General features: G+C 68.9%; 19 protein-coding genes. 10 read left to right on the plus strand and 9 right to left on the minus strand.

Annotated features, from left to right (window positions below; translation table 11 throughout):
* From ACFPMG_RS35130 to ACFPMG_RS35140, 3 genes are all read right to left on the minus strand, one after another.
* Positions 1–825 (minus strand): alpha/beta fold hydrolase, encoded by an 825-nt coding sequence (locus tag ACFPMG_RS35130; protein ID WP_377000794.1) that lies wholly within the window; start codon positions 823–825, stop codon positions 1–3.
* Positions 826–952: 127 nt separating this feature from the next.
* Entirely contained in the window at positions 953–2,206 is a 1,254-nt protein-coding gene (locus ACFPMG_RS35135; RefSeq protein ID WP_377000796.1) for a glycosyltransferase family protein, read from the minus strand.
* An 8-nt stretch (positions 2,207–2,214) separates the two neighbouring features.
* On the minus strand, positions 2,215–3,783 hold the full coding sequence (locus ACFPMG_RS35140; RefSeq protein WP_377000798.1) for a hypothetical protein: 1,569 nt from the start codon (positions 3,781–3,783) through the stop codon (positions 2,215–2,217).
* Between the two features lie 314 nt (positions 3,784–4,097).
* Here ACFPMG_RS35140 and ACFPMG_RS35145 point away from each other — a divergent pair, with 314 nt between their 5' ends.
* On the plus strand, positions 4,098–5,735 hold the full coding sequence (locus tag ACFPMG_RS35145) for a bifunctional diguanylate cyclase/phosphodiesterase (RefSeq protein WP_377000868.1): 1,638 nt from the start codon (positions 4,098–4,100) through the stop codon (positions 5,733–5,735).
* A 10-nt stretch (positions 5,736–5,745) separates the two neighbouring features.
* Here ACFPMG_RS35145 and ACFPMG_RS35150 read toward each other — a convergent pair whose 3' ends face one another.
* The 4 genes from ACFPMG_RS35150 to ACFPMG_RS35165 form a co-directional block, all read right to left on the minus strand.
* Positions 5,746–5,928 (minus strand): hypothetical protein, encoded by a 183-nt coding sequence (locus ACFPMG_RS35150; RefSeq protein WP_377000800.1) that lies wholly within the window; start codon positions 5,926–5,928, stop codon positions 5,746–5,748.
* A 20-nt stretch (positions 5,929–5,948) separates the two neighbouring features.
* Positions 5,949–7,838 (minus strand): ferrous iron transporter B, encoded by a 1,890-nt coding sequence (gene feoB, locus ACFPMG_RS35155; protein WP_377000802.1) that lies wholly within the window; start codon positions 7,836–7,838, stop codon positions 5,949–5,951.
* A 67-nt stretch (positions 7,839–7,905) separates the two neighbouring features.
* A complete protein-coding gene (locus tag ACFPMG_RS35160; protein WP_051658377.1) occupies positions 7,906–8,205 on the minus strand; it encodes a FeoA family protein in 300 nt (99 codons plus the stop codon).
* 146 nt (positions 8,206–8,351) lie between these two features.
* Positions 8,352–9,161: a tetratricopeptide repeat protein gene (locus ACFPMG_RS35165; RefSeq protein ID WP_377000804.1), complete on the minus strand. Its 810-nt coding sequence runs from the start codon at positions 9,159–9,161 to the stop codon at positions 8,352–8,354.
* A gap of 52 nt (positions 9,162–9,213) precedes the next feature.
* On the opposite strand from ACFPMG_RS35165, the gene ACFPMG_RS35170 reads away from it, so the two are divergent.
* The 4 genes from ACFPMG_RS35170 (at position 9,214) to gyrB (ending at position 15,383) form a co-directional block, all read left to right on the plus strand.
* Positions 9,214–10,095, plus strand: a complete 882-nt coding sequence (locus ACFPMG_RS35170) for an SDR family oxidoreductase (RefSeq protein ID WP_377000806.1) — start codon at positions 9,214–9,216, stop codon at positions 10,093–10,095.
* 264 nt (positions 10,096–10,359) lie between these two features.
* Complete coding sequence (gene dnaN, locus ACFPMG_RS35175) at positions 10,360–11,490, plus strand: DNA polymerase III subunit beta (RefSeq protein ID WP_377000808.1); 1,131 nt, start codon at positions 10,360–10,362, stop codon at positions 11,488–11,490.
* Between the two features lie 140 nt (positions 11,491–11,630).
* Positions 11,631–12,809, plus strand: coding sequence for a DNA replication/repair protein RecF (recF, locus tag ACFPMG_RS35180; RefSeq protein WP_377000871.1), 1,179 nt, complete (start codon positions 11,631–11,633; stop codon positions 12,807–12,809).
* A gap of 90 nt (positions 12,810–12,899) precedes the next feature.
* Positions 12,900–15,383, plus strand: a complete 2,484-nt coding sequence (gyrB, locus tag ACFPMG_RS35185; protein WP_377000810.1) for a DNA topoisomerase (ATP-hydrolyzing) subunit B — start codon at positions 12,900–12,902, stop codon at positions 15,381–15,383.
* Between the two features lie 224 nt (positions 15,384–15,607).
* On the opposite strand, the gene ACFPMG_RS35190 is transcribed toward gyrB, so the two are convergent.
* A complete protein-coding gene (locus ACFPMG_RS35190; protein ID WP_377000812.1) occupies positions 15,608–15,868 on the minus strand; it encodes a helix-turn-helix domain-containing protein in 261 nt (86 codons plus the stop codon).
* Between the two features lie 132 nt (positions 15,869–16,000).
* Here ACFPMG_RS35190 and ACFPMG_RS35195 point away from each other — a divergent pair, with 132 nt between their 5' ends.
* The gene (locus ACFPMG_RS35195; RefSeq protein WP_377000814.1) at positions 16,001–16,507 is read left to right on the plus strand and encodes a hypothetical protein; all 507 of its coding nucleotides are present in this window, start codon (positions 16,001–16,003) and stop codon (positions 16,505–16,507) included.
* 216 nt (positions 16,508–16,723) lie between these two features.
* Here ACFPMG_RS35195 and ACFPMG_RS35200 read toward each other — a convergent pair whose 3' ends face one another.
* Positions 16,724–17,008, minus strand: coding sequence for a zinc-binding metallopeptidase family protein (locus ACFPMG_RS35200; protein WP_377000816.1), 285 nt, complete (start codon positions 17,006–17,008; stop codon positions 16,724–16,726).
* On the opposite strand from ACFPMG_RS35200, the gene ACFPMG_RS35205 reads away from it, so the two are divergent.
* From ACFPMG_RS35205 to ACFPMG_RS35220, 4 genes are read left to right on the plus strand one after another with little or no spacing between them, the layout of a single operon-like run.
* Positions 17,007–17,693, plus strand: a complete 687-nt coding sequence (locus ACFPMG_RS35205; protein ID WP_377000819.1) for a zinc metalloprotease — start codon at positions 17,007–17,009, stop codon at positions 17,691–17,693. The two genes, ACFPMG_RS35200 and ACFPMG_RS35205, sit on opposite strands and share 2 nt — an antisense overlap.
* A 20-nt stretch (positions 17,694–17,713) precedes the next feature.
* The gene (locus ACFPMG_RS35210; RefSeq protein ID WP_377000821.1) at positions 17,714–18,727 is read left to right on the plus strand and encodes a hypothetical protein; all 1,014 of its coding nucleotides are present in this window, start codon (positions 17,714–17,716) and stop codon (positions 18,725–18,727) included.
* 26 nt (positions 18,728–18,753) lie between these two features.
* Positions 18,754–19,770: an IS4 family transposase gene (locus tag ACFPMG_RS35215; protein WP_377000823.1), complete on the plus strand. Its 1,017-nt coding sequence runs from the start codon at positions 18,754–18,756 to the stop codon at positions 19,768–19,770.
* A 9-nt stretch (positions 19,771–19,779) separates the two neighbouring features.
* On the plus strand, positions 19,780–20,175 hold the full coding sequence (locus ACFPMG_RS35220) for an IS4 family transposase (RefSeq protein ID WP_377000825.1): 396 nt from the start codon (positions 19,780–19,782) through the stop codon (positions 20,173–20,175).
* Positions 20,176–20,247: the final 72 nt, after the last annotated feature.

Raw genomic sequence — 20,247 nt, forward strand, 5'->3', positions numbered from 1 at the left:
CTACGCCCCCTTGATGAAGGCGAGCACGTCGGCGTTGAAGCGGTCCTGGTGGGTGGCCGTCAGGCCGTGCGGCGCCCCCTCGTAGACCGTCAGCGTCGCCTGCGGCGCGATCTCCACGGCGCGGCGGGCCGCCGCGTCGATGGGCACGATCTGGTCGTCGTCGCCGTGGATGAGCAGCGTCGGGACCGCCATCTTCCTCAGATCCTCGGTGAAGTCGGTTTCCGAGAATTGCTGGATGCAATCGTAGGCGCCCTTGATCCCGGCCATCATGCCCTGCAGCCAGAAGGATTGCCGCAGCCCCTCCGACACCTTCGCCCCGTCGCGGTTGAAGCCGTAGAAGGGCATGGTCAGGTCCAGGAAGAACTGCGACCGGTCGTCGTAAGTGCCCTTGCGGATGCCGTCGAAGACCTCCATCGGCAGGCCGCCGGGGTTGGCCGCGGTCTTCAGCATGATCGGCGGCACCGCCCCGACCAGCACGGCCTTGGCGACCCTCCCGGTGCCGTGGCGCCCGATGTAGCGGGCGACCTCGCCGCCGCCGGTGGAATGGCCGATTATCACGGCGTCGCGCACATCCAGCGCGTCGAGCAGCTCGGCCAGATCGTCGGCGTACTGGTCCATGTGGTTGCCGGTCCAGGTCTGGTCGGACCGGCCATGGCTGCGCCGGTCGTGCGCGATCACCCGGTAGCCCTGCTGGCCGAAGAACAGCATCTGCCCGTCCCAGGCGTCGGCGCTGAGCGGCCATCCGTGCGAGAAGACCACCGGCTGTCCGCTGCCCCAGTCCTTGTAGAAGATGCGGGTGCCGTCCTTGGTCGAGATCGTGCTCAAAACCCCCTCCTTTTTTGGACGCGCGAAAGAACCGCGGCGCGAGGGGAAGGCGGATACCGACCTCTCCACGGACAGCGCGGAACATCGTCTTCGCCACCACAGTGCCGGAGGCGGGCCGGCCTGAAAACTATACGGAGGTATCGGTGGACTGCGCGTGCGTATGGGGGGAAGGTGGACATCCGCCGGCCAGCACGCCGGGAAGGATGCGCTCCAGCGACAGCCGGTCGGACACCCACTCCCGATGGGAGGTCCGCAGCCGTGCCCGGCGGTCCGGGTCGTCGCGCAACGCCGCCAAGCGCTGCACCGCCTCTTCGCCGTCGCCGAAGGTCAGCTCGTCCTCGACGGGGCCGAACAGCCGGCCGCTGTCGGCGTGCCGCCAGCTAACCAGCAGGCCGTCGCGCTTCACGATCTCCAGGGTGCGCGGGAAGATGGCCGTGTCGTAGGCGAGGCTTCCGAAATCCAGGCAGGCCGCGGCCTCGTGATAGAGGGCGCGCGGGCCCGGGGAGACCGGGTGCGCCGCGAGGCCGTACCGGTCCCAGCCGTCCCCCCACAGGGCGAAAGCATCCCCGAAGGCGTCGCGCAGGGCGGTGGCGAAGCGCCGGCGGTTCTCCACCGCGAAGACCGCGGCGAAGACCCTGTTGAACGCCAGCGTCCAGGCGGGGTCGGCGGACGGCCCGCACAGGCCGCACAGGTCCATGGCCGCCGTCCGGTGCAGCCCCGGCCGGGCGCGCATCGCCTCGGCGACGGCTTCGGCGGCGCGCCGGACGGCGGGGTCGGCGGACTCCGCCGGCGGACAGCCCTGGCCGAGATAGACGAAGCGTCCAGCGACCAGCGGTGTCTCATCCCGGTCCCCTGCCTCTCCCGTCATGGCTCGGTAAGGGTGGCGGACCAGTCCGGGATCGGCCTGGGACATCCAGCGCTTGTAGAGATGCAGCGTGCCGTCGCCGTCCCGCAGGGCGCAGATCCAGGGATGCACCCCCAGCGGGGCGTGGAACACCCGCGTCAGGCCCAGCCGCCCGCACTGCTCCGCCACGCTGGGACACATGCACCACATCCGGACGTTCCAGCGTTCCATCCATCGATCCGCTTCCGCCACCGCGGCGGGGGTGGTGGCGCCGATCTCCTCCAACGGGTGCTTCAGGCAGATGTGGACCAGCGCCGGACGCGTGCCGAAGGACGCCACATAGGTGGTCAGCATCTCCACCGTGTCGCGCGGGATCTCGAACAGGTTCAGCGCGAGGATGGCGTCGATGGGCCGGTCGATCACCTCCCGCGAGATGTCGGGAAGCGCCAGCACCGATTCGTGCCCCAGCGCGATCAGGGCGGCGTGGATGGACCAGAGGATTTCCGAGGTTCCCTGCCCGCAGAGAAGCACGCGCATCGCCGTCCTCACGCCCTCTGCCGGTGCAGGGCGACCGCCTCGTCCAGCAGCGCGGCGAGACGGGCGGCGTCCCCGCCCTCCCCCTGGACCGCCGCGAAGCGCGCGCGGGCGGCAGCGCGGGCCTGCTCCAGCCGCTCCGGAAAGGCTGCCAGCGCCGCCGCCCGGGCGATGAAAGCCTCCTCGTCCGTCACCAGGAAATCCGGTCCGGCGACGCTCGCCACGTCACCGCCGGGAAAGGACAGGATCGGCACGCCCGCGGCCAGCGCCTGCGCCGCACTCGCCCCGCCGCCGGTGCGGCGCGGGTTCAGGCAGAGGCCGCACAGCCCCAGCAACCCGCCCATCCGCTCCACCCAGCCCAGGCTGCGCAGCCGTCCGGCGTGGCGGGACGCGGCGAGCCGTCCGGGCAAAGTCCCGGCGTCCCCGGCGAAGAGCACGACGGCGCGCGGGATCGCGTCGAGAAGCCGTTCCAGAAGGGCGAGGAACTCCGCCCCCACTTCCGCGTCCAGACGGTTGCCGATCACCACGCAGGGGAAGGCGTCCTCGGGAAGGCCGAAATCCGCGCGGGCGGCGGGGGACGCGCCGTCGTCCGGACGCAGCGACAGGCCCAGGCGGAATGGCCGCCACGCCCGGGCGAAGCGCCCGCCTTCCGGCGGCGGGGTGGTCCCGCCGAAGTCCAGCGCGATGTCCGCCAGGGTGACGGGCGTGCCGGTGGTCGTCGGGATGCACAGCAGCGGGCGCGCCGGCCCCAGCAGGTCGGCCAGCAGCACAGACCCCCCGAAGCCGATCACCACGTCCGGGTCGAACGCCTCGACCGCCGTCAGGAACCCCTTGAGCTTGCCCGCCGTCAGGCCCGGTTCGACCGAGGAGGTGAGGCGGAAGCGCTGGTCCTCGAAGGCGATGAACTGCTCGCCGTCCAACTGCGCCTCGATGGCTGCCGCGAAGGGCGGCACGAAGGGACTGTGGTAACGGTCCGGCATCATGTTGGTGTTGAGGATCAGCACCTCCCGCCCGGCGCCCCCCTGTAAAAGGGCCGCCTGCCGCAGCAGGTCGCGGGAAGGCTGGTGATAGGCGGACAGGAGCTGGTTGGTGACCATCACCACCCGCCCGGTGTCCGGCGCCCCGGCCGACCGCGAGGCCGGGCGCAGATCCAGGCGCCGCGCCACCTCGCCCAGAAAGCGTTCGTAGAAGGGGAAGAGGAGGGCGGTGAAGAAGTCGAGCATGGTCGCCGCGTCCATGCGCGTCAGGAAGATCTGCCGCTGCATGGACCAGTAGATCTGGTTGACGCCCTCCAGCGGCGCCAAGTCCAGCACATTCCCGACCATGTCCAGGATGCGGGCAAAGCGCCGCAGGTCGCCGGAAATGTGGCCCAGCGCGGATTCCCGCAGGATCGGGTCGGTGCCCGCGACCGCGGTTTCCAGCGCGGCCATCAGGGCCGGGTCGGCGCCCAGCCCCGCGGCCCGCGCCTCCTCGCAGACATCGGCGATGGCCTTCAGATCCTCCCCCGTCCCAGCGGGTCCGCACAGGCGCGCCGCGACCAAGGGAAGGAGAGCGGAGGCTCGGCTGGAGTCGTTCGGCATGTCGGCGCTCCGGATCGGACAGAGAAGGTAGGGGCTGGATGGCGGGCGGCCGGACATCGGCGCGGCTCGACGCTTCGTCCAGCCGCGCTTTGTTATCACCGAAGCGGAAGAGACGCGAGCCGACACGGAGATTTTTCGCTCTTGGGTGGAAATATTTCGTTTTTTCAATCAGTTCCGGTGCTTTTGACAGGGGCTTGGCGCCCTTTCCGTCTTCCGAACAGGCGTGGCATCGTTTATCTTCGGCAGGCGGTGGGCACGAAGCCTAGCCATCTGGGAAATAAGAAGACGGTTTCTTGGAGGAGTAGAGCTTGCGGATGCTCGTCGCCGTGGCCGATGAACTGCGCCGGCAGAGCCGCAGTGTCGTCGTTCGCCTTATGCTTTTTGGACTAGTCCTGGTCTTCGTCGGCGCCTGCGCGCGCATCTGGGTCCTGTCGTCCTTCTTGGAGGACAAGATCAACAACCTTACCTCGTCCCAGCAGCAATCGACGGCGTCCTACGTCGCCCACGACATCGACGAGAAGATCAAGGCTCGGCTCGATCTCCTGCGTCGCGCCGCCGGAAGCCTGCCGTTGGCCGCCCTCGACGATCCAACGGCCCTGCGCGACTGGCTGAAACGGCATCACGAGATCGCGCCTTTGTTCTCGCGCGGGCTGATGGTCGTCCGGCTGGACGGCCGCGGGGTCGTCGCCGATTATCCGGAACGGCACCGGCCGCCGGATTTCGACGTCTCAAGCCGCGATTGGTTCCAGGCGGCGCTGGCGTCCCGCGAACCGGTGATCGGGCGGCCCGCCCGCTCCTCCATCGACGGCGAGCCGATGATGGTCATGGCGATGGCCGTCACCGACGCCGCCGAACGCCCGGTTGCGGTCCTGAGCGGCGCCACCGCCCTGTCGTCGCCTGGTTTCCTTAATCTTGTGCAGGGAAACCGCATCGGGCGCAGCGGCGGCTTCCTGCTGGTTTCCCCCCGCGACAAGCTGTTCGTGTCGGCCAGCGATCACGGGATGATCCTGACCGCGACCCCACCGGAGGGGGTCAATCCGCTGCACGACCGGGCCATGGCCGGTTACCGCGGCACCGGCATCACCGTCAACGCGGCGGGGGTGGAGGAGTTGTCCGCCATCGCGTCCGTTCCCACGGCGGGCTGGTTTCTGGTCGCCCGTCTGCCCACGGCGGAGGCGTTCGAAGGGGTGCGCGATCTCCAGACCTTCATCGCCACCAACAGCCTGATGATCGCCGCCTTCGCCGTGACCGTGCTGTTCATCGGCATGCGCCGCTTCTTCCGCCCGCTGACCGAGGCGGCGCGGCGGATGCACCAGATGGCCGACGGGCATGTCGAGCTGTCGCCCCTGCCGGTCCGCCGCATGGACGAGGTCGGGGAACTGGCACTGGGCTTCAACTATCTGCTGGGCAAGCTGCGGGAGCAGGAGGCCGCCCTGCGGGCGAACGAGGCGCGCATGGCCCACATGGCCCACCACGACGCGCTGACCGGCCTGCCCAACCGCGCCATGTTCCACAACCGGCTGCAGCAGGCCATCGACCGGGCGGAGCGCGGCGGCACCCTGTTCGCCCTGCTCTACATCGACCTGGACGGCTTCAAGCCGATCAACGACGCCCACGGCCACAGCCGGGGCGACGAGGTTCTGCGCGTGGTGGCGCACCGCCTGTCCGGCCTGCTGCGCAAGTCCGACCTGATCGCCCGCATCGGCGGCGACGAGTTCGCCATCATCCTGGAGGTGGAGGTGACCCGCGCCGGAGCGGAAACCGTCGCCGACAAGTGCCGGACGGCGCTGGCGGAGCCCATCCTGATCGACGGGCTGCGGCTGCCGCTCGCCCTGTCCATCGGCGTCGCGGTCTATCCGCAGGACGGGCGGGACGCCCAGCAACTCATCGTCCACGCTGATCAGGCGATGTACGCGGTCAAGCGGGGCGCCGTCCGAGTCCCGGCCCTGTAGCGGCTCCGGCTCAGTGGCAGCTTGATCCGCCACCAGCCGGGCCGCAGCCCTTGCACCCGCCGCCGCAGCCGGAACCCTTCGGCGCGGCCCTGCCCAGCAGGCGGTCGCGCAGCCCGGCCGGCAGGATCACCCGCCACACCGTCCACGCCGCGGCCACCACCACCACCACGGCGACCAGCAGATCCTGCCACATGGCCGCGCCCTCCCCTCTCTTTACAGCAGCGCGGACGCGACGCGGTAGGTGACGAAGCTCGCCCCGTAGGCCAGCGTGATCATGTAGGCGAACATCACCGCCGGCCAGAACCAGCCGTTGGTCTCGCGCTTCACCACCGACAGGGTGGCGACGCATTGCGGGGCGAAGACGTACCAGGCGAGCAGCGACAGGGCGGTCGGCAGGCTCCAGGAGGCGGCCAGAGCCCCGGCGAGCGAGGATTGCAGCGCGTCGCCGCTGTCGCTCAGCGCATAGATGGTCCCCAGCACGCCGACCGCCACCTCGCGCGCCGCGATGCCCGGCACCAGCGCCACGGCGATCTGCCAGGTGAATCCGATCGGCGCCAGCAGCGGTTCCAGCGCGTGGCCGATCATGCCGGCGATGGAATACTGGATGGCCGGCTCGGTCGCCCCTTCCGGCGCGCCGGGGAAGCTCGCCAGGAACCACATGACGATCATCAGCGCGAAGATCGTCGTGCCTGCCCGCGCCAGGAAGACCTTGGCCCGTTCGAACAGGCCCAGCGCGATGTCGCGCGGGTTGGGCAGGCGGTAGGCCGGAAGCTCCATCAGCAGCGGCTCGCGCGCGCCCTTGAACACCGTGCCCTTGAGAACGAAGGCGACGGCCAGCGCCGACAGGATGCCGGCGGCGTAGAGCGCGAACATCACCAGCCCCGGCAGCCCGACCAGACCGCCCAACAACGGACGGTCCGGCACGAAGGCCGCGATCAGCAGCGTGTAGACCGGCAGCCGGGCCGAGCAGGTCATCAGCGGGGCGATCATGATGGTGGCCAGCCGGTCGGCGCGGTTCTCGATGGTGCGCGCCGCCATGACGCCGGGCACCGCGCAGGCGAAGCTGGACAGCAGCGGGATGAAGGCCCGCCCGTGCAGCCCCACCCCGCCCATCAGCCGGTCCAGCAGGAAGGCGGCGCGGGCGAGGTAGCCGGTCGCCTCCAGCACCAGGATGAAGAAGAACAGCACGAGGATCTGCGGCAGGAAGATGACCACGCTGCCCACCCCGGCGATGATCCCGTCGGTCAGCAGGCTGCGCAACGCGCCGTCCGGCAGGGTGGCGGCCACCCAGTCCTTGAGCCCGCTGACCGCGCTGTCGATCAGGTTCATCGGCGCCTCGGCCCAGGCGAACACCGCCTGGAACATCAGGAACAGCACGAGGAACAGGAAGGCCAGCCCGAACACCGGGTGCAGCAGCACGGCGTCCACCCGCCGGGTCGCCAGCGGCGGCAGGCCGGCGTCGGCCACGCAGCCGGCCAGCAGCCCTTCGACCTCCTGGTGGTAGACCCGCAGGTCGCGCGAGGAGGGCTCGCTCCAGCCGCAGGGAGGAGGATTCTCCGCCGCATCGGACGCCATGGCCATGGCGCCGTCGATCTGCTCCAGCAGCGGCTGGACGCCGCCGCGGCGGATGGCGACGGTCGGCACCACCGGCACGCCGAGCGCTGCGGACAGGGCCGCCGCGTCGATGCGGCAGCCGCGCTTCTCCGCCGCGTCCATCATGTTCAGCGCCAGGATGATCGGGCGGCCCAGCCGCTTCAGCTCCACCACCAGCCGCAGGTTCAGGCGCAGGTTGGTGGCGTCGGCGACGCAGACCAGCAGGTCGGGGCTGTCCTCGTGCGAGAAGCGGCCGAGCACGACGTCGCGGGTCACCTCCTCGTCGGGGGAGCGGGCGCGCAGGCTGTAGGTGCCCGGCAGGTCGATCACCTGCACGCGGCGGCCGAGCGGGCTGACGAAATGCCCGATCTTCCGTTCCACGGTGACGCCGGGGTAGTTCGCCACCTTCTGGCGGGAACCGGTGAGCGCGTTGAACAGGGCGGTCTTGCCACAGTTCGGGTTGCCGACCAGCGCGATGCGCGGCGGCAGGGCGGAGTCCAGGACCGACATGGCCGGATGTCCTTGCAGGGGGTCGCTTTGAAGGAGGGTGGCGGCGCCGCGGGTCAGATGGCGGGCGTCAGGCGGCGGGCGCCACCAGCACGGCGCGCGCCTCGGCGCGGCGGAGCGCCAGCGTGTGCTCGTTCACCCGGATGGCGATGGGGTCGCGGCCCGGAAAGGCTTCGTGCAGGACCTCGACGTGGGAGCCTTCGACCAGCCCCATCTCGATCATGCGCCGCTCCAGCTCCCCTTCGGGAAGGGTGGTGACGACCCCGCGCTCATCGACGCCGGTCACGCGGGCGCGCTCGCCCTTCTTCAACTCGCCCAAATGCCGTCCGCCGGGGGACTGGCCCGTTTCGGGGGTGGGATGACCGCTCATGGCTGCACCTGATCGCACCGGGAGGTGGGGGGCGCGTTCCTGTCCGCCCCTCTTCGCCGCGAATGATCCTGCGAAGCGTTCGCACTCGTCCAGCCGTCTAAATGTCGCAGGAGCCTTGTAAAATGAGCGTAACGGCCCTACTGCGACTAGGGCTTTGCGGGCGCTGCCCCGGCCTTCGCGTCGCCCTTTGCGGCGGGAGCCGGCGCCTTGGCCGAGCGGTCGAGGTTGGCCTGCGCCGTCTTGGCCGCCGCGCTGTTCGGCGTGTTGCGGACGATCTGGCTCCAATCCTCCCGCGCGCCCGGCAGATTGCCGGCCTGCGCCTTGATGGTGGCGCGCAGCAGCAGGGCATCGGGATCGCCGGGGCGCAGCTCCAGCGTGCGGTCGATGTCGGCGACGGCCTGCCGGTCGTTGGCCAGCGCCTTGTGGGCGGCGGCGCGGTAGAGATAGGCCTCGGCCCGCCGCGGGTCCTTCTTCAGCGCGGCGTCCAGGTCGGCCACGGCGTCCCAGAAGCGCTCCGTCTCGGCCCGCGCGATGGCGCGGTCGATCAGCAGATCCACGTCGTCCGGCTGGAGCGCCAGGGCGCGGCTGTAGGCCCGCTCCGCCCGCACATTGTCACCGGCGCGCAGCCACGCCCAACCGGCCCGCCCGAGGATCGAGGCCCCGGCCTTCGGGTCGTCCTTGCCCAGCACCGGGGCCAGCTCCTCCAGCCGCGCCCCGGCGGTGGTGAAGTCGCCCTTGTGGAACAGCGCCAGCGCCTGGCACAGCCGGGCATGGTCGCCGCCGCCGCGGTTCAGCCAGGTCTGCGCGCTCTCCAGCGCTTCGGCCGGGCGCTTTTCCGCGAGGGTCAGGCAGGCCTGGAACTCCCGGTTGTGATCGACGGCGGGAGCGGCAAAGGCGGGGCCGGCGGAGAGGAGCGCCAGCGCGGCCGTGATGAGGTAAGCGTTGCGTCGGTTCATGGCGGCCTTACACTCCGTCATTGCCGCCTCCGACGCAAGGACCCCGCAAGACATGGCTTCTCCCCGTCTGTTCGTCTTCGGCCTGGGCTTCACCGCCCGCGTGTTCGCCGACCGGCTGAAGGCCGAGGGTTGGCGGATCGCCGCCACCTGCCGCGGCGAGGACAAGCGCGCCGCCCTGGAGGCGCAGGGCATCGAGGCGTTCCTGTTCGACCGGGGCCGCCCGCTGGAGGACGCCCGCGCCGCGCTGGCCGGCACCACCCATCTGCTGGTCAGCGTCCCGCCCGACGAGCGGGGCGACCCGGTGCTCGACCAGCACGCCATGGATCTGGCGGACCTGCGGACGCTCGACTGGGCCGGCTATCTTTCCACCACCGGGGTCTACGGCGACACCAAGGGCGAATGGGTGGGCGAGGCGGCGTGGCTGCGCCCGACCGGCGAGCGGCAGAAACGCCGCGTCGAGGCGGAGCGCGGCTGGCTGAACCTCTACCGTCAGTACGGCGTGCCGATGCATCTCTTCCGGCTGGCCGGCATCTACGGGCCGGGGCGCAGCGCTCTGGACAACGTGCGCGACGGCACCGCCCGGCGGGTGGACAAACCCGGGCAGGTGTTCAGCCGCATCCATGTGGAGGACATCGCGGCGACGCTGCGCGCCTCGATGGACAAGCCGACGCTGGGCGCGGTCTACAACGTCGCCGACGACCTGCCCTCCCCCTCCCACGAGGTGGTGAGCTACGCCTGCGGCCTGCTGGGCGTCGAGCCGCCGCCGCTGGTGCCCTTCGAGGAGGCCGGGCTGTCGCTGATGGCCGCCAGCTTCTACGCCGACTGCCGGCGGGTGAAGAACGATCGCATCAAACGCCAGCTCGGCGTGACGCTGACCTACCCCGACTACCGCGCCGGGCTGGACGCGCAATTCGCGGCGGAGAGCGGGCGGTAGAGTCGCCACGGCGCGAATCGCGTGCCCTCCCGCCCCGGCCGCATTCCCCCCTACGGCGGCACCCCGCGGGGGCGTCACGGGCCTCCGGATGGGCTGGAATCGTCGTTTCCGGCGACCGCCCGACCGCGCCGAACGAATTTGGTTCGGCAAAACCGACGTTGTGGTATCATGCGCCCCCGTTCCGGCCCGCTGGATTGCGGCCGGACCGGCATGGGTACGCCTGCGAATCGCAAAAGAACACGACCTGCCGAGACGACGACCAGCATGAACATCATCATCGAACGCGCCGCCCTTCTCCGGTCCCTTGGTCATGTGCAGAGCGTGGTGGAGCGCAGGAACACCATCCCTATTCTGTCCAACGTGCTGCTGCGGGCGAGCGACGGCGAGCTGTCGCTCGCCGCCACCGACATGGACCTGGAGATCGTCGAAACGGTCCCGGCCACGGTGACCCGCGCCGGCGGCACCACCGCCCCGGCCCACACGCTGTACGACATCGTGCGCAAGCTGCCCGACGGCAGCCAGGTGGAGCTGGACATCGGCGGCGACGGCACGATCCTGACGCTGCGCGCGGGCCGGTCGCAGTTCAAGCTGTCCTGCCTGCCGATCGACGATTTCCCGCAGCTCTCCGGCGGCGACCTGCCGAACCGCTTCGACCTGACGGCGGGCGACCTGCGGGCGCTGGTCGACCGCACCCGCTTCGCCATCTCGACCGAAGAGACGCGCTACTACCTCAACGGCATCTACCTGCACGCCGCCAAGGCCAAGGCCGGTGGGGCCGAGCTGCCGGTGCTGCGCGCCGTGGCGACCGACGGCCACCGTCTGGCGCGGGTCGAGATGCCGCTGCCGGAGGGGGCCGCCGGCATCCCCGGCGTCATCGTGCCGCGCAAGACCGTGAACGAGATCCGCAAACTGATCGACGAGGCCGCCGACCGCATCGAGCTGTCGCTGTCGGACAACAAGATCCGCTTCGCCTTCGATTCGGTGGTGGTGACCTCCAAGCTGATCGACGGCACTTTCCCGGACTATGAGCGGGTCATCCCGGTCGGCAACGACAAGACGATGGAGGTGGACGCCAAGCTGTTCGCCGCCGCCGTGGACCGCGTCGCCACCATCTCCACCGAGAAGAGCCGGGCGGTGAAGCTGTCGCTGACCCGCGGCACTCTGACCCTGTCGGCGACCAGCCCCGAGGCCGGCAGCGCCACCGAGGAACTGGAGGTCAATTACCAGGAAGGCCCCCTGGAAATCGGCTTCAACTCTCGCTATCTGCTTGATATCACGCAGCAGATCGAGGGCGAGGGCGCGCGCTTCTCGCTGGCCGACGCCGCCTCGCCGACCATCGTGCGCGACGTCGCCGACTCCACGGCCCTTTACGTGTTGATGCCGATGCGTGTGTGACCGGTCCGGATGGATCGGCGCTTTTCGGACCGGTGCGCTCCGGACCCCGTGCTTGACGGGGTCCGGCGGCCCGGTCCCCGCATCCCGGATCGGACGCTTTGCTCGACGCCAGACAGACTTCGCCCTATCCCATCCCTGCGATGGACACCCCGGCCGCTTTGGCGGTGACGCGCCTCACCCTGACCCGCTTCCGCGGTTATGACAGCGCGCGCCTGGAGCCCGACCACCGCCCGGTGGTGCTGACCGGGCCGAACGGCGCCGGCAAGACCAACCTGCTCGAAGCGGTCAGCTTCCTCGCCCCCGGACGCGGCCTGCGCGGCGCCAAACTGTCGGAGGTCGAGCGGATCGGCGGCAGCGCCGGCAATGGCACCGGCGCCGGCTGGGCGGTCGCCGCCGTTCTGGACACCCCCACCGGCCCGGTGGAGATCGGCACCGGCCGCGAGATCGGCCCCCAGGCGGCGTCGGGCGCCGAACGCGACCGCCGCGTCGTCCGGGTGGACGGCCACCCCGCCAAGGGCCAGACCGTGCTGGCCGAGCATGTCGCCGTCGTCTGGCTGACCCCGCAGATGGACCGGCTGTTCCTCGAGGGCTCCAGCGGGCGCCGCCGCTTCCTCGACCGCCTCGTCTTCGGCTTCGACCCCGCCCACGCTGGGCGGCTCAGCCGCTACGAGCACGCCCTGCGCGAGCGCGCCCGCCTGCTGCGCGAGGGGCATCGCGGCTGGAACGGCGACGAGGGCTGGCTGAGCGGGCTGGAGGACCAGATGGCGACCACCGGAGTCGCCGTGGCCGCCGCCCGCCGCGACGTGGTGCAGCGGCTGCGCGCCGCCTGCGGGCGGGCCGTCGGCCCCTTCCCCGGCGCCGACCTGACGGTCCAGGGCGCGGTGGAGCGCTGGCTCGACGACGGTCCCGCCCTGGCCGCCGAGGACGCTCTGCGCCGTTCCTTGCGCGACAGCCGGCGGGCCGATTCGGACAGCGGCGGGGCCACGCTGGGGCCGCACAAGAGCGACCTCGCGGTGCGCCACGCCCAGAAGGACATGCCGGCGGCGCTCTGCTCCACCGGGGAGCAGAAGGCGCTTCTGATCGCCATCATGCTGGCCAACGCCCGCCTGCTGGCGGCGGAGCGCGGGGCCGCCCCGCTGCTGCTGCTGGACGAGGTGGCCGCCCATCTCGACCCGCAACGGCGCGAGGCGCTGTTCGACGAAATCCTGGCGCTGGGCGCGCAGGCCTGGATGACCGGCACCGACGATTCGGTCTTCGGGCCGCTCGGCGGTGCGGCCAAACGCTTCCACATCGAGGATGCGACCGTGACCCCGGCCTAGCTCCCGAAATAAGGGCTCAAAAGCCCAGAAAATCACCTACCGAAGTACGGTATTCCGCCGAAACCCAACGCAGTCTGCTATAGTCGCACCATGGCACAGGAAGCACTGAAGAACGACCTCCCGCAGCAGGATTACGGCGCGGAATCGATCACCGTCTTGCGCGGGCTGGACGCCGTGCGCAAGCGTCCGGGCATGTACATCGGCGACACCGATGACGGCTCCGGACTTCACCACATGGTCTACGAGGTCGTGGACAACGCGATCGACGAGGCGCTGGCCGGCTACTGCGACGCGGTCGTGGTGCAGCTCAACGCCGACGGGTCGGTCACGGTGCGCGACAACGGCCGCGGCATCCCCACCGACATCCACTCCGAAGAGGGCGTGTCGGCGGCGGAGGTCGTGATGACCCAGCTCCACGCCGGCGGCAAGTTCAACCAGAACTCCTACAAGGTGTCGGGCGGCCTGCACGGCGTGGGCGTGTCGGTGGTGAACGCCCTGTCGGAGACGCTGGAGCTGCGGATCTGGCGCAACGGCCGCGAATGGTTCATGCGCTTCCGTCACGGCGTCGCCGACGAGCGGCTGGCCGACATCGGCGCGGCCCCGATGGTCGACGACGGCAACGGCGGGCAGAAGCCGCTCTCCGGCACCGAGGTCACCTTCCTGCCGTCCAAGGACACCTTCACCAACACCGAATTCGACTTCGCGACGCTGGAACACCGGCTGCGCGAGCTGGCCTTCCTGAACTCCGGCGTGCGGCTGGTGCTGACCGACGCCCGCGGGGTGGAGCCGAAGGTCCAGGACCTGCACTACGAAGGCGGGCTGGAAGCCTTCGTGAACTGGCTCGACCGCTCCAAGGTACCGCTGCACAAGCCGGCCATCTCGATCAAGGCGGAGCGCCCGACCGAGCATGGCGGCGTGGTCACCGTGGAATGCTCGCTCCAGTGGAACGACAGCTACCACGAGACGACCCTCTGCTTCACCAACAACATCCCGCAGAAGGACGGCGGCACCCACCTCGCCGGCTTCCGCGCGGCGCTGACGCGGGCGATCAACAACTACGCCAACGAGTCGGGCATCGCGAAGAAGGAGAAGGTCAACCTCTCCGGCGACGACGCGCGCGAGGGGCTGACCTGCGTGCTGTCGGTGAAGGTGCCCGACCCGAAATTCTCCAGCCAGACCAAGGACAAGCTGGTCTCCTCCGAAGTCCGCCCGGTGGTCGAGGCGGTGGTGGGCGAATGCCTCGCCCAGTATTTCGAGGAGCATCCGGCGGACGCCAAGCGCGTCGTCCAGAAGGTGGTCGAGGCCGCCGCCGCCCGTGAGGCCGCCCGCAAGGCGCGCGAGCTGACCCGGCGCAAGGGTGCGCTCGACATCGCGTCCCTGCCCGGCAAGCTGGCCGACTGCCAGGAGCGCGACCCGGCGCTGTCCGAACTCTTCATCGTGGAGGGCGATTCGGCGGGCGGCTCGGCCAAGCAGGGCCGGTCGCGCCAATTCCAGGCCATCCTGCCGCTGCGCGGCAAGATCCTGAACGTGGAGCGGGCGCGCTTCGACAAGATGCTGTCCTCGGCCGAGATCGGCACGCTGATCGCGGCGCTGGGCACCGGCATCGGGCGCGACGAGTTCAACCCGGACAAGACGCGCTACCACAAGATCATCATCATGACCGACGCGGACGTGGACGGCAGCCACATCCGCACGCTCCTGCTGACCTTCTTCTTCCGGCAGATGCCGGAGCTGATCGAGCGCGGCTATCTCTACATCGCCCAGCCGCCGCTCTACCGCATCAAGCGCGGCAACGCGAAGGAGCGGTACCTGAAGGACGACCGGGCGTTGGAGGAGTATCTGATCGAGGCGGCGCTGGGCGACCTGTCCGTGCGCCCCGCCGACGGCTCCCTGCTGAACGGCGAGCCGTTGCGCGAGATGGTCGAGCAGGCGCGCGGCGCCCGCCTGCACATCGAGACGCTTGCCCGCAAGGCCGGCAACCTGGCGGTGGTGGAATCGGCGGCGGTGAGCGGCGCCCTATCGGTCGCCCTCTCGCAGGACACCGCCCAGGCGCAGCAGGCGGCCGAGACGGTCGCCGCCCGGCTGAACGCGCTGGACGCGGAAGGCGGATGGCGCGGCGAGAGCCTGCTCCAGGGCGGCTATGCGCTGGTGCGGACGCGCCGCGGCGTGACCCACCGCCACCATCTGGACGCCGACCTGCTGAAGAGCGCCGAGGCCCGCAAACTGGACGCCATCGCGGCGGACCTCAAGCGCGTCTACGCCGAGCCGGGCCGCGCCTTCGAGAAGCAGAAGGAGAGCCGCAGCCTGACCGGCCCCGTCGCCCTGTTCGACACGGTGATGGAACTCGGCCGCCGAGGCGTGACGATCCAGCGCTACAAGGGCTTGGGCGAGATGAATCCCGACCAGCTCTGGGAAACCACGCTGGACCCGACAAAGCGTTCGCTGTTGCAGGTGAAGGTCAACCACGCCGACCAAGCGGAGGAGGTCTTCTCCACCCTGATGGGCGACATCGTCGAGCCGCGCCGCGAGTTCATCCAGGAGAACGCCCTGAAGGTAGCCAACCTGGACGTGTAAGCGTGCTTGTTGGTCGTTAACGCAAAGTTTGAGAAACCGAACTCTATGATTGAGAAGTTTCACTCAATGATTGAGAAGTTTCACTCAATGATTGAGAATGGCTGAGATCAAGCGAAGCTGGAGCTTGACAGAACGGATGCAGAATGGGGCGGATCCAACCGGGTCCGCCCTTTTTCATGAAGACGACGTCCCACGCAGGGAACTGGGGCTGGCGCCCTGCACCATCAGTCCTTGGGACGCTTGCGCCGCGGCGGTTCGGCGCCCCCTTCGATGATCAAGCCCTCCAGCATGACGGACGGGTGCGTCGCCAGAGCACGCGCCAAATCGACCACCATGGCAAGCGATGGACTGGAACGGCCGCGTTCCAGATCGCTGAGATAAGGCACGCTCATTCCGGCGCGGAACGCGAGCTCCTCCTGGGAAAGGCCTTGGGCTGTCCGCAGGTCGCGCAGAATGGCGCCAAACTGGCTGGCGATGCTGTCCATTCTGAGGAATGCACGGCGTTGCGGCGCCAATCACCATAAGATATATCCTATGTTACAAAAGACGCTTTCCAGGGAGCGGCTTGCCCGATCGGCCAATGGTGTTTCGAAAGACGCGGGAGGAGCCGCCATCCAATGTCGAATGCGTTTGCCCAGTCCCAGCCGGTTGCCCCGGCAGTGGATGATGCTTCTCACGCGATCCTCTCCGCGTTGGCGGACAAGCATGCGGAACTTGACGCACGCCGCTCGGACCTGGCCCGGCAAGTGGCCGCGCTCGACCAGGAGTTGACGTGCCTCGAAGGAGCCATCCGGCTGTTCAGCCACTCCCGGCCGGCCTCGGCCCCGACGGCCAGTCCCGTGAGCCCGCGCCACGCGACCGAACGGAGTGTGATTGCCGACGACGCCCTGCGCGTGCTGCGGGACGCCTCCCGCCCGCTGTCCACCTCCGACATCGTCCGCGCGCTCTGCGCCGAGCGGAACGTCGCGCTTCGCCCGTTGGAATTCCGGCGCTTGGCGGTGGCCGTGATCTCCGTCCTTCGCCTCCGCGAAGCGCGCGGTCTCGTCGAGGAGGTCGGCCGTGCCCGGCGCAACGCCGTCCTGTGGACCGCCACCAGCGCGCATGACCGCTCAAGGCGCCGCTGAGCCATACGAGGCGCCAGCCCCCCTCGCTTTCTGTGGGGCTCCAGCAACGGGCGGCCCGTAACACTCGGCGGTGGGCCGATCAGTTCGGCCAAGGTCCGGTCCGATGCCGCACGCCCACCACGCCGATGCCGCTCAACACCACGTTCGTGTTCAAATTCGCCTTTCTTGGTCCCATACGGGTGATTTTTCCCCGATCGCCCCGACGTGAAAGACTGGCTATTTGTCCGGATGCGACACCTCCTTGGCGGGTTCGACCACCACCATCGCTTTGGGGAGGCGACAGGGATCGTCAGGCGGTCGGTAATGAGAATTGGCCAGTTCGGGCTTGCGGCGCAGGCGCGCCTTGACGATGTCGTTGGGCGCTTTGCCCTCGAGCACGCGCTGCCGACGGGCGTTGTAAGCGACGTTGTAGCCCTGCAGCAGGCGCTCCAGCGAGCGGTGGGTGCCGACGGTGATGACGAGCACGTCGCGGCCGATGCGGCCGTTGAAGCGCTCCACCATGCCATTCGTCTTGGGCGTGTCACCGCTGATGTACAGCCCGCGGTCGGGGCTCGTCGCGTTCGACGTGGACCGCTTCGGAATTCCCGACGATCTCAGCCGGGGCGGGCTGTTTTACGGCACCATCGTGCATGAAATCGGCCATGCGCTCGGTCTCACGCATCCCTTTGACAGCGGGGACCCCGCTCCGGCGGCAGGAGACCCGCGTGCGGCTTGGGAGCAATGGCACCGCGGCTGGACCATGATGGCGTACACGGCGCCGGGCCCCGACCTGCTGGCCTCCGGGGAGACGGTCGAACCCATCGGCCCGATGCTTGCGGATGTCGCGGTGCTGCAAGCCTATTATGGAGCCAACCGCAGCACGCGCACGGGCGACGACGTCTACGCTGTGGACGGCCGGTATCCTTTGGCCGCGCTCTGGGACGCCGCAGGCCGCGACACCATCGACGCTTCTCTTGCGTCGGTCACCCTCGCCGGTGAAGCGGGGAGCGGGGCGCTTCTTCGGCGTCCCGGCGATCCGCTTCCCCTCGCTGGGTGGTTTTCCGGTTGGTCCGGAGTGCATCTCGATTTGCGGCCGGGCGCCATAAGCCCTCACCTCGCCGTTTCCTATACTATGGTGCCGCCATCGAGGACGCCGTCGGGTCCCGCGGCGACGATCTCATCGTCGGCACCGACCCCGGAACGCTGACGGCGGGGGATGGATCAACGGTGTGGAGCGATGGCGCCAATCGCCTCGAAGGGAGCGCCGGCAATGACACGCTGCTCGGACTGGCCGGAGATGACACGTTGGTCGGAGGCTCGGGCAACAATCTGCTCGACGGCGGCGACGGCACCGACACCGCGGTGTTCGGCATTGCCTCGACCGCGGTGACGATTGCCCAGGACGGCGCGGATCTCGTCGTGACGGGCGCAGGTTTCGTCGACCGCCTGCGCCGTATTGATTCCTTGGCGTTCACGGACCGAGCTCTCGATGCCGTGGATGCGGTGTCGCAACTCGCGCCGACACCAACCCCGACGCCTGCTCCAGAGGCGCCAACTCCCCAAACTTCGCCACCAGCGGCACCGTCCCCGCAGGCTCCGCCCCCACAAGCGCCCGTACCGGTGATCGATCCCAGCCGACGCTTGGCCGTCTGGTCGGGAGGGGTCAGCCGCGAGCTTGAAATGCAGCTCTATGTCGGCCCGGTCGCGGGCCTGCGGAACATGTACATCGGCGATAGCTCATCGGAAGCCATATGTGGAAGCGACCTCAGCGACTTCATCAATTCGGTTGCCGGTGACGACGCGATCGACGGCGGGGCCGGCGACGACGTGCTGGACGGCGGCGCGAGATCGAATTTCCTCACCGGCGGGGCGGGGACTGACACCTTTTTTGTGGATGCGCGTGGTGGTGGCGTGACCTGGTCAACCATCACCGACCTGGAGCCGGGCGAGTGGGTGACCGCCTGGGGCTGGCGCCCAGGCCTGTCCACGCTGAAGTGGGAAGAGTTGGCCGGAGCCGACGGCTTCAAGGGCGCCACCGCACGCATCGACCTCGACCGCAACGGCACCATTGATGAGTCCATGACCTTCACCGGCAAAGGTTCCGGCGCAATCTTTTCCACTCCCGGCCAAGTCGGCGACAGCTCCTACATGGCCTTCATCCTCTTTCAATTACCCACATCCGGCAGCACAGCTGATGACGGCGGTCTCCACCTCGAATGCCGGCCATCCGTGGCCTGTTGACATCGAACGATGCTCGGGAGGTGCTGATGGCCACGGGAACCAACGCCTGGATCGAGGATGAACTCGCCGGCTGCCACTTTGCCGACGAGCGGCTGGGGCGACGTTTGAGCACGTTGCTCGATCAGATGGCCGGGGGGATGGGCAACAGCATTCCGCTGGCCTGCCAGGACTGGGCCAACACCAAGGCGGCCTACCGGTTCTTCGCCAACGAGCGGGTGAGCGACGCGGATATTCTCTCCGGCCACTTCGATTCGACACGCGCGCGGGTCGCCGCAGCCTCCGGCCCCATCCTGGTCATTCAGGACACCACGGAGTTTTCCTTCCAGCGTGAGCATCCTGAGAAGATTGGCCAGACCGTCCGGGTCAACAGCGGCCAGGACGAGGAGGGCCGGTTCCGCATGCACACCGTGTGTGGGTTGCTGATGCACGCCAGTCTGGCGGTCACGACCGAGGGTCTTCCCCTGGGGCTCGGCGCGGTCAAGTTCTGGACTCGGACCAAATTCAAGGGAACCGCCGCCCTCAAGAGAAAGATCAACCCGACGCGAGTTCCCATCGAGCAGAAGGAGAGTGTCCGCTGGCTGGAGAGCCTGCGCCGGACCACGGAACTGTTCGGCGATCCGGGACGCTGCATCCACGTCGGCGATCGCGAGAGCGACATCTACGAGCTGTTCTGCTTGGCTCAGAAGATGGGCACGCATTTCCTGGTGCGGACCTGCGTCGATCGGCTCGCCCTTGGTGGCGATACAACCGTCGACGCCGTGATGGATGAGGTCGCCGCCCAAGGCGTGCATGCCGTTGCTGTCCGAAATGGCAAAGGTCGCCTCGACACGGCGAAGGTCGAACTGACCTACCGCAGCCTGCGGATCTTGCCACCGGTCGGAAAGCAGAGTCGCTATCCGGCCCTCTCCCTGACGGTCCTGCGTGCCCGAGAACGTGACGCGCCCGCCGACCGGCCGCGCATTGATTGGAAGCTCCTCACCGATCTGCCTGTCCTCTCGAACGAGGACGCCATTGAGAAGCTCCGTTGGTATTCGGTGAGGTGAAAAATCGAGTTGTTTCACAAGATCCTGAAATCAGGCTGCAAGGCCGAGGAGGCTCGCCTCCGAAGCGCCGACCGCCTGGTGAAGTTGATCGCCGTCTACTGCTTGGTGAGTTGGCGGGTCTTTTGGCTGACGATGATCAACCGATCGGCTCCGGACATCGACGCAGGAATCGTTTTCACCGAACGCGAGCAGAAGATCCTCGATTTCCTGATCCCGAACAAGGCTCCAACCGCGCCCGGCAGCAACACCCTGGGCATCTATCTAACCAAAGTCGCCAAACTCGGCGGCTATCTCGCTCGCGGCTGTGATCCCCCACCGGGAAACACCGTCATGTGGCGGGGCATGTCCCGCCTGATCGACATTGCCTTGGGCTCGGAAATCGCGCCGCAGCTTGTGGGTAATTGAAAGCTTCATCCTGAGGTGACCAATCATACGTGTTGCCCGTGTTGAGCCTATTCCGCGGGGCAGCAGTCATAT

Source organism: Azospirillum himalayense (genome assembly GCF_042657465.1).
Classification (GTDB): Bacteria; Pseudomonadota; Alphaproteobacteria; order Azospirillales; family Azospirillaceae; genus Azospirillum; species Azospirillum himalayense.